The organism is Janthinobacterium sp. EB271-G4-3-2, from assembly GCF_020858035.1.
Taxonomy (GTDB): domain Bacteria; phylum Pseudomonadota; class Gammaproteobacteria; order Burkholderiales; family Burkholderiaceae_D; genus Janthinobacterium; species Janthinobacterium aestuarii.
This window is the reverse complement of record NZ_JACYMG010000001.1, coordinates 1019636-1031774: the sequence shown is the minus strand read 5'-3', so window position 1 is coordinate 1031774 and position 12139 is coordinate 1019636. Positions and strand designations below refer to the sequence as shown.

The 12139-nt window shown below is 59.0% G+C and carries 11 protein-coding genes; 7 read left to right on the top strand and 4 right to left on the bottom strand.

Features of this window, described 5'->3' with window-relative positions; translation table 11 throughout:
* Positions 1 to 64 precede the first annotated feature (64 nt).
* The 6 genes from IGS55_RS04500 (at position 65) to IGS55_RS04475 (ending at position 6340) form a co-directional block, all read left to right on the top strand.
* On the top strand, positions 65 to 1231 hold the full coding sequence (locus tag IGS55_RS04500) for a porin (RefSeq protein ID WP_230518549.1): 1167 nt from the start codon (positions 65 to 67) through the stop codon (positions 1229 to 1231).
* Between the two features lie 28 nt (positions 1232 to 1259).
* Positions 1260 to 1784, top strand: a complete 525-nt coding sequence (locus IGS55_RS04495) for a sorbitol dehydrogenase family protein (RefSeq protein ID WP_230518548.1) — start codon at positions 1260 to 1262, stop codon at positions 1782 to 1784.
* Positions 1785 to 1793: 9 nt separating this feature from the next.
* Entirely contained in the window at positions 1794 to 3404 is a 1611-nt protein-coding gene (locus IGS55_RS04490) for a GMC family oxidoreductase (protein ID WP_230518547.1), read from the top strand.
* Positions 3401 to 4798 (top strand): c-type cytochrome, encoded by a 1398-nt coding sequence (locus IGS55_RS04485; RefSeq protein ID WP_230518546.1) that lies wholly within the window; start codon positions 3401 to 3403, stop codon positions 4796 to 4798. The genes IGS55_RS04490 and IGS55_RS04485 overlap by 4 nt, the downstream gene beginning before the upstream one ends.
* 113 nt (positions 4799 to 4911) lie before the next feature.
* On the top strand, positions 4912 to 5364 hold the full coding sequence (locus IGS55_RS04480) for an RrF2 family transcriptional regulator (RefSeq protein ID WP_230518545.1): 453 nt from the start codon (positions 4912 to 4914) through the stop codon (positions 5362 to 5364).
* On the top strand, positions 5351 to 6340 hold the full coding sequence (locus tag IGS55_RS04475; protein WP_230518544.1) for an NAD(P)/FAD-dependent oxidoreductase: 990 nt from the start codon (positions 5351 to 5353) through the stop codon (positions 6338 to 6340). Before IGS55_RS04480 ends, IGS55_RS04475 begins: the two co-directional genes overlap by 14 nt.
* On the opposite strand, the gene IGS55_RS04470 is transcribed toward IGS55_RS04475, so the two are convergent.
* Positions 6268 to 7029: an SDR family oxidoreductase gene (locus IGS55_RS04470; RefSeq protein ID WP_230518543.1), complete on the bottom strand. Its 762-nt coding sequence runs from the start codon at positions 7027 to 7029 to the stop codon at positions 6268 to 6270. The two genes, IGS55_RS04475 and IGS55_RS04470, sit on opposite strands and share 73 nt — an antisense overlap.
* Before the next feature lie 123 nt (positions 7030 to 7152).
* On the opposite strand from IGS55_RS04470, the gene IGS55_RS04465 reads away from it, so the two are divergent.
* Complete coding sequence (locus IGS55_RS04465; protein ID WP_230518542.1) at positions 7153 to 8076, top strand: LysR family transcriptional regulator; 924 nt, start codon at positions 7153 to 7155, stop codon at positions 8074 to 8076.
* A 133-nt stretch (positions 8077 to 8209) separates the two neighbouring features.
* On the opposite strand, the gene IGS55_RS04460 is transcribed toward IGS55_RS04465, so the two are convergent.
* From IGS55_RS04460 to IGS55_RS04450, 3 genes are read right to left on the bottom strand one after another with little or no spacing between them, the layout of a single operon-like run.
* Positions 8210 to 9142 carry a hypothetical protein gene (locus tag IGS55_RS04460; RefSeq protein ID WP_230518541.1) on the bottom strand — a complete coding sequence of 311 codons (933 nt, stop codon included), beginning with the start codon at positions 9140 to 9142 and terminating at the stop codon, positions 8210 to 8212.
* Between the two features lie 26 nt (positions 9143 to 9168).
* Positions 9169 to 10956 (bottom strand): ATP-binding protein, encoded by a 1788-nt coding sequence (locus IGS55_RS04455; RefSeq protein WP_230518540.1) that lies wholly within the window; start codon positions 10954 to 10956, stop codon positions 9169 to 9171.
* A complete protein-coding gene (locus IGS55_RS04450; protein WP_230518539.1) occupies positions 10953 to 12107 on the bottom strand; it encodes an SIR2 family protein in 1155 nt (384 codons plus the stop codon). Before IGS55_RS04450 ends, IGS55_RS04455 begins: the two co-directional genes overlap by 4 nt.
* Positions 12108 to 12139 lie beyond the last annotated feature (32 nt).

Here is a 12139-nt window from a genome sequence, read left to right as displayed (position 1 = left end):
AGGGGACTGCAACGCGGCGCCACGCCCGTATTTCGCCAGATAAAACAGGAAAGTCAGGAAAAAAATGAACACACCATGCATGCGCGCCGCGGCGCTGGCTGTCTCCACGCTCATCGGCGCAAACGTTTGCGCTCAGAGCAATGCCACCATTTACGGCGTGGTCGACGCGGCCACCGCGTACGCGAGCAACCAGGGCGGCAAGTCGAATACCTATATGCGCAGCGGCAGCTTGTCCGCCAGCAAGATCGGTTTCCAGGGCGTGGAAGACCTGGGCGGCGACCTGAAGGCGCTGTTCCTGCTGGAAAACGGCTTTGAAAGCGATACAGGCGCGCAAAGTTCGGCCAGCTCCCTGTTCAACCGCCAGGCCTATGTGGGCTTGCAATCGGCAGCCTACGGCACCGTGACGGCGGGTCGCCAGTACACGCCGTACTACCTGCTCGTGGGTTCCCTGGCATCGAGCAACGTCTTGACGGGCGCCACCGGCGCCCACCCGGGCGACATCGACGGCCTCGATACGACCGTGCGCATCAGCAATTCCGTCACCTACAGCATGCCCGCATGGCGCGGCCTGCAGGCCAGCGCGCAATACGGCTTTGGCGAAGCGGCCGACGGCAATGCCGTGGGCAGCAGCTTCAGCGCCGCCGTCAAGTACAGCACGTCGCCAGCCGAATTCGCGCTCGGCTACCTGAAACTGAAAAATGGGCAGAACGGCGCCGGCTGGAGCGACAATGCTTCGGGCAGCTTCGGCATTTCCGCCCTCAACCAGGGCTACGCCTCGGCCGAAAGCATCGCATTCATCGCCGCCAGCGCGCGCTACACCATGGGCAAGTGGATGGTGGGCGCCAATGCCAGCAACGTGCAGTACCAGGCGGGCAGCCGCTCGGCCTTCCGCGACACGGCCATCTTCAACACGGCCGGCCTGATCGCCAGCTACCAGTGGACGCCGCAGTGGTTCCTGTCCGCCGGCTACAGCGATACCTTCGCCAGCCACGCCAACGGCATCGCCGACCGCGCGCGCTACCGCCAGCTGTCGTTCGAGCAGAATTACGCGCTGTCGAAGCGCACGGCGATCTACCTGATCGAAGCGCGCCAGCTGGCGCGCGGCCAGACCCTGGGGCAGGACGGTGCCATCGTCAACGCCGTCGCCTCGATCGGCGATTCGCAAAACGGCACGCCGTCGTCGAACGGCGGGCAGACGGTGGTGATGGTCGGTCTCAAGCATTCTTTCTGAACGGTTGCTGAACTCACGGGAGCTTCAATTGGACGCTACACATAATAAGGAGGGCCGCGGCCCTCTGAATCCCGGCCGCCGCATGGTGCTGGCCGGCCTGCTGTCGGCTTCGGCCGCGGCGCTGATTCCCTGGGCGCTGGCCGAACCGGTCGCCAATGCGGAGCAGGGCGCCTTCCTCGGCGTGTCGGCCATGCTGGTGGGACGGCAAGTGCTCGACCCCGTGCTGGCCACGCGCCTGTATGACGCGCTGGTGGCGCAGGACGCCGCCTTCCCCGCGAAGGTGCGTGCGCTGCTGGCGCTGATCAATGCGCAGGGCTTGCAGGCTGCCGGCCTGCAGGAAGCGCTCGACGCACCGGACCCGGCCCAGTCGCCGCTGGCTGCCTTGCCGCGCCAGATCGCCAGCGCCTGGTACCTGGGCATCGTCGGCACGGGCGAGGCGGCCGTCTGCGTCGCCTACGAGCAGGCGCTGAACGCGGCCGTCGTCGCCGACGTGCTCAAACCTCCCACGTATTCCTACGGCGCCTACGGCAGCTGGGCCAGAAAACCAATTTAAGGAGTCATCATGGCTGAAGAACTCTCCGCCGATTACCTTGTCATCGGCTCCGGCATCATCGGTTCCCTGGCCGCGCGCAAGCTGGCGCTGGCGGGCGCCTCGGTGCTGATCCTCGAAGCGGGTCCGCGCGTGTCGCGCGGCGAAATCGTCGCCCGTTTCCGCAACACGACGCGCCGCAGCGACTGGATGTCGCCGTATCCGTCCGTCGCCACGGCGCCGCACCCGATCTACCAGCCGAAGGACAACGGTTACCTGGTGCAGGCCGGACCGTATCCATACCCGGCCGAATACATCCGCCAGTTCGGCGGCACCTCGTGGCACTGGGCAGCGCAGGCCTGGCGCAACGTGCCGAACGATTTCCGCATCCATACCCTGTATGGCGTGGGCGTCGACTGGCCCATCAGCTATGAAGACCTGGAGCCGTTCTACCAGGAAGCGGAAGAGATCATGGGCGTCTCGGGTGCCGAGAACACGGGTTCGCCGCGCAAGCAGCCATTCCCGATGGATGCCGTGACGGAACCGTACGCCATGCGCCGCATCCGCGAACGCCTCGACCCCTCATATAAAGTGGTCGGCAACACGGTGGCGCGCAACAGCGTCAGCTACGATGGCCGTCCGGCCTGTTGCGGCAACAACAGCTGCCAGCCGATCTGTCCCATCGACGCGCAATACCATGGCGGCATCGCCGCGCTGCAGGCGGAAGCGGCGGGCGTCAAAATCGTCTGCAACGCCAACGTCTACAAGCTGGAACACGACGCGCAGGGCCGCATCACGGCCGCCCTGTACTACGACGTGGATAAAAAGAGCCACCGCGTGACGGCCAAGACCTTCATCCTGGCCGCCAACGGCATCGAAAGCCCCCGTTTGCTGCTCGTTTCCGCCACGGACAAGTACCCGAACGGCCTGGCCAACAGCAGCGACATGGTGGGCCGCAACCTGATGGACCACCCGAGCACGTCGATCACCTTCGACGCCGATGAAGACCTGTGGCTGGGCCGGGGCCCGCAAAGCCCCAATTCCATCAACACCATGCGCGACGGCGACTTCCGCAGCCAGCATTCGCCGTACCGCCTCGATTTCACGAACATTTCGCGCGTCGATGGTGCGACCAGGGAGTTGATCGGCAAGGGCGTGTTTGGCGAAGCATTCGAACAGCAGCTGCGTTTCCGCTCGGCGCGTGAGATGAGCTTGAAAAACGTGCTGGAAGTACTGCCGAACCGGGAAAACCGCATCGCCCTCAGCCGCGAGAAGGATGCCATGGGCATCCCCAAGCCGCAGGCGCACTATGCGATCGACGAGTACACCAAGCGGGGCCACGAGCGCTCGAAGCAGGATTTCGAGCGCATCGCCAAACTGATGGGCGGCACCAATCTGCGCCACAGCAAGGAAGGCGTGTTCGCCAACAACCAGCACATCTGCGGCACCCTGTCGATGGGGTCCGACCCGGCCAAGGCCGTGTGCGACCAGTGGGGCCGCACCTTCGACCATGCCAACCTGTTCCTGTGCAGCACCGGCGTGCTGCCCACGTCGGGCACCTGCAATTCGACGGAAAACGGCCTGGCCGTGGCACTGCGCACCGTCAAGCATATCCTCGACGAACAACAGGGAGGCACGGCATGATGGCGACCTTCAGAATGGCGGCCGGCGCCGCCTTGCTGGCACTGGCCTTGCCCGTGCTGGCGGCGCAAGCGCCGGGCGCGGACGTGCAATCGATCGAACGTGGCCGCTACCTGGCCACGGCCGGCGACTGCATCGCCTGCCACAGCGTGCCTGGCGGCAAGCCGATGGCGGGCGGCCTGGCCCTGGCCACGCCGCTGGGCGCCATCGTCGCCACCAACATCACGCCGTCGACAACGCATGGCATCGGCAACTACACGCTGGCGCAGTTTTCCGCCGCCGTGCGCCATGGCGTGCGGGCCGATGGCGCACACCTGTACCCGGCCATGCCCTATACGGCCTACGCCAAGGTGACGGATGACGACACGGCCGCCCTGTACGCCTACTTCATGCATGGCGTGGCGGCGGTGGACACGGCGCCGGCGAAGCAGACGGACTTGCCGTTCCCGTTCAATATCCGTTTGTCGATGGCGGGCTGGAATCTGCTCTTCCTCGATAAAAAACCGTTCGTGGCCGATACGTCGAAAAGCATGGAGTGGAACCGTGGCGCCTACCTGGCGCAAGGCCTGGCCCACTGCACCACGTGCCACACGCCGCGCAATGCCCTGATGGCGGAGCAGCTGTCGAAGGAGCTGGGCGGCTTTGATCTGGGCACCTGGTACGCGCCGAACATCACGTCGGACGTCAACAGCGGCATCGGCAGCTGGAGCCAGCAAGACCTGGCCGGCTACCTGCGCACGGGCCGCGCCGCGCACCGGGGGCAGGCGGCCGGACCGATGGCCGAAGCCATCGACCATAGCCTGAAGCACCTGAGCGACGCGGACCTGAGCGCCATCGCGCACTACATCAAGAGCGTGCCCGCCATCCGCGACAAGGCGGACGTGAAAGCGGTGACGCAATGGGGCCAGGCTGGCGACGAGTTGAGCAGCATCCGCGGCGTGCCGCTGCCGCAGAACCTAAACAGGATGTCGGGTGCGCAGCTCTACGATGCGCAGTGCGCCAGCTGCCACCAGGCGAAGGGCGAGGGCAGTTTCGACGGCAGCTTGCCGCCCCTGTTCCACAATTCGGCGACGGGCCGCAGCAACAGCAACAACCTGGTGATGGCCATCCTCGATGGCGTGGAGCGGCAGGATGGCAAGGGTAGCCATGCCGGCCACCTGATGCCCGCGTTTCGCCAGACCCTGTCGGACGAGCAGATCGTCACCCTCGGCAACTACGTGCAGCGGATGTACGGCAATCCCGCCATCAAGGTGACGGCGGAGCAGGTGACGACCTTGCGCAATGGCGGCGCACCGTCGAACCTGATCGGCCTGGCCCGCGCGGGCATCATCGTCGGCGTGCTGGTACTGCTGGCCTTGCTGCTGTGGTGGCGGGGACGCAGACGCAAGTCGGCGTAAGCTTGAACAGATAGCATAGGCTGGGGCCAGACTGGAAAGTCTTGGCCCTTTTTTTATGCCATGAAATTGCAACTGGTTTGCATAAGAGGAAATTATGTACTATCATTAGTTACATGAGACGCGACAGCAAACTATCATCGATCCTCCATGTGCTGCTGCACATGGCCCATGCGGGACGCCCGATGACGTCCGAGGAACTCTCCGGCTACCTGGACACCAACCCCGTGCTGGTGCGGCGCGTGATGGCCGGCTTGCGCGAGCGCGGCTACGTGGCGTCGGACAAGGGCCATGGCGGCGGCTGGCGCATCGTCTGCGACCTGCACAAGGTGACCCTGCAAGACATCTACGTGGCTGTGGGGGCGCCCACCATCTTCGCCATGGGCAACCGCGTCGACCAGCCGGGCTGTCTGGTCGAGCAGGTGGTCAACCAGTCGCTGGCCGGCGCCTTCGGCGAAGCCGAGGCGCTGCTGATCCGGCGCCTTGGCGCCGTCACCCTGGCCGACCTGGCCAACCGTTTCAGCCAACAATACGCCACACACAAAGGAGCGCCGCATGCACATTCCTGAATCGCCTGGCATTCCGTTCGATGCCATCATCGTCGGCGGCAGCTACGCGGGCCTGTCCGCCGCCACGCAACTGGCGCGCGCCCGCCGCCGCGTGCTGGTGATCGACGGCGGCCAGCGGCGCAACCGCTACGCCAGCCATTCCCACGGTTTCCTGACCCAGGACGGCAGCGGCACGGCCGCCATCGCGGCCGAGGGCAAGGCGCAGCTGATGGCGTATGCCACCGTCACCTGGCTGGACGGCATGGCCGTGCATGCGGCGGCCAGCAGCGATGGCGATGGCTTCGGCGTGACCCTGGCGGACGGCCATGTCGTCCACGGCCGCCGCCTCGTGCTGGCCACCGGCGTGATCGACGAACTGCCGCCCGTCGACGGCCTGGCCGAGCGCTGGGGCGGCAGCGTCTTTCACTGCCCGTACTGCCACGGCTATGAACTGGAGCAGGGCGCCATCGGCGTGCTGGCCACCGGCCCCCTGTCCATGCACCATGCCTTGATGCTGCCCGACTGGGGTACGGTTACTTTTTTCCTCAATGGCGCGTTCGAGCCCGATGCGGCGCAGCTGGCGCAACTGGAGGCGCGCGGCGTCAAGCTGGTGCGCACGCCCGTGGCGCGGATCGACGGCGTGGCCGACGTGGTCATGGCGGACGGCAGCCGCCACGCGATGGCCGGCCTGTTCGTGGCGACCCGCACCCGCCTGGCCAGTTCCCTGGCCGGTGAATTGGGCTGCTTGCTGGAAGAGGGACCCATGGGACCGTTCGTGCGCACCGACGAGCAAAAGGCCAGCAGCGTGCCCGGCGTCTTTTGCTGCGGCGACGCGGGCCGCATGGCGGGCAGCGTGGCGTTCGCGGTGGCCGATGGCGCCATGGCCGGCGTGGCGGCGCACCGTTCGCTGATGTTCGGACTCGATCAGGCGGCAAAACCGCCATCGATCTTCAGTCCGGCGCCCGTGACGAACGCCGCCTCGGCGCTGGCCAGGTAAGCGACCATGCCGGCGATTTCATCGGCCGTGCCGTGGCGGGGCAGGGCCATCAGGCCGTGCATCAGGTCGGCGAAGTCGCCCGTGGGCGGGTTCATGTCCGTGGCGACGGGGCCCGGTTCCACATTGTTGATGGTGATGCCGCGCGGGCCCAGGTCGCGCGACAGGCCTTGCGTCAGGCCGCTCAGCGCCGACTTGCTCATGGCGTAGGCGGCCGCGCCGCCGAACGGCATGCGGTGCGCATTCGTGCTGCCGATATTGATGATGCGCCCGCCCGTGGGCATGTGCGCCACGGCCGCCTTGATGGCGACGAAGACGGCGCGCACGTTGACGTTCAAGGTCTTGTCGAAGTCTTCCAGCGAAAAGTCGTCGATGGCGCCGGGCAGGAACACGCCCGCATTGTTGACGAGGATGTCGACACGGCCAAACTGCGCCGCCACCTTGGCGATGGCGGCCGTCAGGGCGGCGGCGTCGGCCGCATCGGCCTGCACGCCCAGGGCCTTGCCGCCGGCCGCTTCCACCTTGGCGGACAGCGCCTGCGCTTCGGCGGCGGAACTTTGATAGGTGAAGACGACGTTGGCGCCCTGGCTGGCCAGGCGGCGCACGATGGCGGCGCCGATGCCGCGCGAGCCGCCGGTGACGAAGGCGATTTTGTTCAGCAGTGGCAGGGAAGTGGTGGCTTGGGTTTGCATGATGAGCTTTCAAAGTGGGGAGTCGAGGAATTCAGTATCTGCCTTTCATTCCTGCCGCGCTAGCCATGAATCGCTACAATCACTTTCAACCTTGAGTATCAAATGAGCGGGTAGAATACAGGCATGGACGCCCTCAATCACTTGCAATCGTTTGTGCTGTCTGCCGAGCTGGGCAGCTTTTCGGCCGCCGCGCGCCGCCTGGGGCTGACGCCGGCGGCCGTCAGCAAGAACGTGGCGCGGCTGGAAGCGAGCTTGGGGGTGCGGCTGTTCCAGCGCAGCACGCGCCGTTTGACCCTGACGGAAGGGGGCGAACGTTTCCTGCAGCAGATAGGCGGCGCCCTGTCCACCTTGCGCGAAGCGATCGCCGGCGTGGCCGAAGAGGGCGGCCAGCCGGCCGGCATACTGAAAATCAGCATGGCGCCGTCGTTCGGGCGCAGCTACGTGGTGCCCCTGCTGGGCGACTTCATCGCGCGCCACCCTGGCGTCATCCCCGACTGCCATTTCGACAACCGGCAAGTGGACTTGATCGGCGAAGGTTTTGACGTGGCCATCGGCGGTGGCATCGAATTGACGCCGGGCGTGGTGGCGCGCGAACTGGGCCACGCCCACATCGTCGCCACGGCGTCGCCCGCCTTCATGCGGGGCAAAACCATGCCCGCGCATCCTTCGGACCTGGCGCACTTCGACGGCGTGGCGCGCCGCTCGGCCGGCAGCGGCAGATTGCGCAGCTGGATACTGCGCGACGGTTCGGGCGGCGAAGGCGTGGCCGAATGCCGTCCGCGCGCCATCTTCGACGATCCGGAAGCGATGGCGCAGGCGGCCATCCTGGGCGTTGGCGTGGCGCTGCTGCCCATGCCGCATGCGCTGCCCCATTTGCGCAGCGGCGCGTTGATCCGCCTGCTGCCCGGCTGGCATGCCGATTCCGGCCCTTTGTCCGTGTACTATCCGAGCAAGAAGCTGCTGCCGGCGAAGACGCGCGTCTTCGTCGATTTTTTGCTGGAGCAATTCCGCCAGCGCGATTTCGCCGCGCTGATGCTGGCCGATTAATGAGCAAGAGTTCCCAGATATATATTGCCGGTTGCTTTTGAATGTGAATGGAGCAGCATACACATACTTAGCTGCGTGGGCAGCAGCTTGACGACGTACGTGGGTGCAATACCGGATTGTGACGATAGGTTAATTAGTGACCACTTTCACTGGTCGTATAAATAGCTTGCCGACTATCTGAAATTGTTTCATCGTAACGTTCGACAAATTGTGCAAACTTTTCTCTGTTGATATTGTAAGTCTCCACCCATCGTCCCTGAGCGGCACCGAAGGCTTGGATTAAACTGTAGAAGTCGAAATAATAGACATCGCCAGAGGGGCTTTGCGCGGCGCTGCCTAATCCCCCAACTCTAAAAGAGATGCGCCGTACCTTGTTGGCGCGAACTTTTTTCGAGTTAATACTCGTCATGTGCAAGATGCCATTGCGCATTTCCCAAAGCTCTGCGGCTGTAATCCCGAGCGACGCCAAATCAGCATAGGCCTCGAGCCATAGAATAAATGGCTGCTGCCCTGGTACGTCACCGTACTCGATATACGCAACGCTATCAATACACGACACCAATAATTTCATCGCCGATACATAGAGCCGTTTGTTGAATACGAGCTTTATAGCAAGGAAGTAGTCATCATGGATGAGCAAAGAAAGATTGATGCCTGATGTGTTCGTGTACTTAACGAGCCAATCGTCCATATAGCCCCTCTCGCCAAGCGTCTGTGCCACATCATTTACATCTAATTCTCCCGAGTAACTATAGTTAAAGAAGAAATTCCCATCCTTGACAGGCGTTATACAGAGCAATGGTGCGGGCCCAGCGTCACCCTGTACAAAAAATTCTTCGATTAGGTAATGGCTGTCCCCAAGGCGACTACGAGCGTTAAATTGCTGCCGTGTGAATGGACCAGTCAGCTTGAATTTTGTGGCCAAACGAAAATCCTGTTCAACTTGAATCCTGAGGAATTCCATTGCATGTTCTTCGGCTCCATCGTATTGATGAACTCTGTAAGCTAGTTCCGAACAAACGTCGTTCTCAAATAGCAAAAAAATGTTATAGATATTCTCGCTCATTCTTGCTCCTCGTGATTTTTCGACAGTTAAATTAGATCGTTAATATTCTCGGACCAGATATCAGCAAGATCCACGTCTTCGCTATCTGGTTGTTTATGTCTCTCTAGAAGATCTACTTGAAGAGTCATCGGCAGGTCAAATGAAGTTCCAGTCACAATGCAGCACCCCTTCGGCAGGTTGGGAATCTGTGATTTTGATACCTGATCGAGCGTGCTGATCGCGTTGTCGATCAAATATAGGTCTCGCTCGTTCACTAAACGATGAATAAAAAAATTGTGAAGTTGGGAGACAATAGTTGGAGAAATGTCTGCCGGGCGTTGGCTTGATAGAGTCAAGAACATGCCAAATTTGCGTCCTTCTTTAATAATCTCTTCGAATAGCTCAAGGCGGTAGTCCCGCCAAATTTCGTGCTCCCTTGATGACTGTTCCGACAAAATGTTGTGGGCCTCATCAATGATCAAATGCATTGTTCTATCGGGAGGTGACGCGACGCTGCTACGATGGCTGTTGTAATAGTGCTTCGCCACTAATAGTGGGAGAACTTTCTTAGTATCTTGGTTGCAATTGCGCAGCGAGATTACTGTCAGAATGCGTGCGTCGGGTAATGCATCTGAAATATCGACAACCCGCCTTAGATTCGTAAACGCGGATTCACTGCGTTTGAGTAACGGCTGAATGTGTTCAAATTGAACAAAGCCGCTTAAAACGTCAAGCGTTAGATGAAGGTGCGCACGAACCAAAAATTCATCGAATGCGTTGAAATTATTTATGTTCACATCATTCACTAATACTTGCAGTAAGGCAGCATACCTATTCCCATCAGAGTCGAAAAACCGCGGTCCTGCCACAAAGAACTTACTCTGCTGACTATGCCAATTGACCGTGCTAAGAAACGCTTGCAATTCTTCGGCTTGAATTAACTTGCATACGACCCGTAGCAAGTCCAGGCATTCAGTCTTTGGAGCGGCCGACGAGAAAACTGATTTGCAAGTAAAGGCAAAGAAGCGTGCCAGACTATTTACTTGTTTATGATGTTTATCCCAGCTCGTTACGACTCGATTGATAAATGGTCGCTGCGTGTTAGTGGTTGCTTGAAACAAAATCGACAGCGTTTCGGTGTGCCAAAATTCGTCTTGGCTGATGGTGATCTTGTCTCCCCCGTCAACACCAGTCCGCAGACAAAGAACACGTTTTTGATCGGCGCCGATCAACTGATTATTTGTATATTCTCCGTTGAAGTCGAGTAATACAAATCTGCTTTTGTCAGCGAAATTATGTGATTTTGCTTCAAACAATGCAGTATAAAGTTTGGTGAGGGTGTTCGATTTTCCACTGCCGGTATTGCCAAAGATTCCAATGTGCGTATTGAAGAGGCGCTGCCATGGGATCGCTATTGGAATTTCTTCTTTAAGAAGCTGTCCAATCATTAAACCGTTAGACTCGTCCTTTGATGCGTAAAGTGCCTTGACAGCCGACTCCTGCATGAGAAAAGCAGAGTCTTTTATCATTGGAAGGAATTTTATTCCTTCTCTAAATCGAGCTTCTTCTAGATATCCGATTGGTTTTACTTCGACTCGGCGGACAAAGTACGAACTACTACCGTCACCTTCGAATCGGCGTTCATCCAGATATTCACCTTGAACTAAGCATATGATGTCCTTGAAGCCACGTTGAATCGATAGATATTCCCGGATTGATACGCCTTTATATTTTTCCCCATGCAAAAAAAGCGTGTCTCGATTCGATTCTTCGAAGATACGAATTGTAATTTTTGTTCCTTCGACAGCGACGACCTCTCCGACGCGGATAGTCATACTGCAGCCACTCCAGCCAATGCGTCCTTTACGCCAACGACGCGCGGCGAAGCAGTAAATACCTGATCATTGAATGCACTGAAATCCAGCGGATCGTCGAGAGTGATAGTTTGCACGTTCGGGAACTCACCAAAATGCTTTTCAATAGAGGCCTTTGCTCCCACGTTGTAGCAGCACACATAAACTTGAAGTGAGGGATTCGATAATGAGCGTCGAATCAACTGACGAATATGTTCATCTGCAAATGAAAATCCGAACGTCAACAACACAGCATGGGGCTTCTCAAGTTCATAGCTCAGGTATCGGAGCATCTGATAGTAGTGTTCTTCAAAGACAGTTTCATGAAACTTCCACTTTGTGGGATTTACGATGGGTAGTAAATCGTATTTTGACCAAAATGCTGAAGTTTCTTTTCCTAAAAATCTCACATTTGGCAGGTCTTTCACCGTCTTTGTTGCATCGAGTAGTGTGTTTGAAAAATCATCGCATCTGGTGAGCGCGCCTGAGGTCACCAACCTATCCGCGTTGTTTGCCAGATAATTGACTTGTATGCGATCTGCATCTTTGAACCAGTAATTTGAACCATGTAAATGGATTAAGTTGACTTGGGGGAGTTCATTGCGGTGCCGTCCAAATACTCCGGTTTGTGTCGTTACGGTACTGAAATTCCTGGCGTCCAGATAGCGACGCTTAAAACCAGTCGTCCCATCATTAAGGTAGAACTCGTGCTTGCGCTCCTTCCAGAGTTCCTCCGCAGAGTGTGCAATGCATCCGTCATAATTCGTCGTAAATAAGTTGCATACTTTGCGCTGATCTGACTTCTTACGCTTCAACAGCAAGAGCAACGAACTGAGGAGTTTTTGATAATTTTTCAAGACGGTAGCTTGTGGCTCTGTTCCCATTGCGCCTGAATAGTCAAATGAGAGAACGGGTTCGATGCATGTCTTGTAGTAGTGTATAAAGAGGGCTGAATATCGGGGGTCTGATCGGTCAGCGAAAAGGGTCGCTAGAGATTCAACCGTAGTATATGTCCCATCATCTGCTTTAATTCCAAGTTCCAACGTCGGGAATAAACCAAACGAGGCACCGGACCCAATCAAGACATTGATATTCTGGTCGCAAAGATCACTAAAGTTAAACGATGAGGTCATGGGGTAATCGATTTTAAGGTTGATATCATGGC

Coding starts and splice junctions, on each gene's coding strand:
- IGS55_RS04500 (WP_230518549.1), top strand. CDS start 65: ATGAACACACCATGCATGCGCGCCGCGGCGCTGGCTGTCTCCACGCTC.
- IGS55_RS04490 (WP_230518547.1), top strand. CDS start 1,794: ATGGCTGAAGAACTCTCCGCCGATTACCTTGTCATCGGCTCCGGCATC.
- IGS55_RS04485 (WP_230518546.1), top strand. CDS start 3,401: ATGATGGCGACCTTCAGAATGGCGGCCGGCGCCGCCTTGCTGGCACTG.
- IGS55_RS04480 (WP_230518545.1), top strand. CDS start 4,912: ATGAGACGCGACAGCAAACTATCATCGATCCTCCATGTGCTGCTGCAC.
- IGS55_RS04475 (WP_230518544.1), top strand. CDS start 5,351: ATGCACATTCCTGAATCGCCTGGCATTCCGTTCGATGCCATCATCGTC.
- IGS55_RS04470 (WP_230518543.1), bottom strand. CDS start 7,029: ATGCAAACCCAAGCCACCACTTCCCTGCCACTGCTGAACAAAATCGCC.
- IGS55_RS04465 (WP_230518542.1), top strand. CDS start 7,153: ATGGACGCCCTCAATCACTTGCAATCGTTTGTGCTGTCTGCCGAGCTG.
- IGS55_RS04460 (WP_230518541.1), bottom strand. CDS start 9,142: ATGAGCGAGAATATCTATAACATTTTTTTGCTATTTGAGAACGACGTT.
- IGS55_RS04455 (WP_230518540.1), bottom strand. CDS start 10,956: ATGACTATCCGCGTCGGAGAGGTCGTCGCTGTCGAAGGAACAAAAATT.
- IGS55_RS04450 (WP_230518539.1), bottom strand. CDS start 12,107: ATGACCTCATCGTTTAACTTTAGTGATCTTTGCGACCAGAATATCAAT.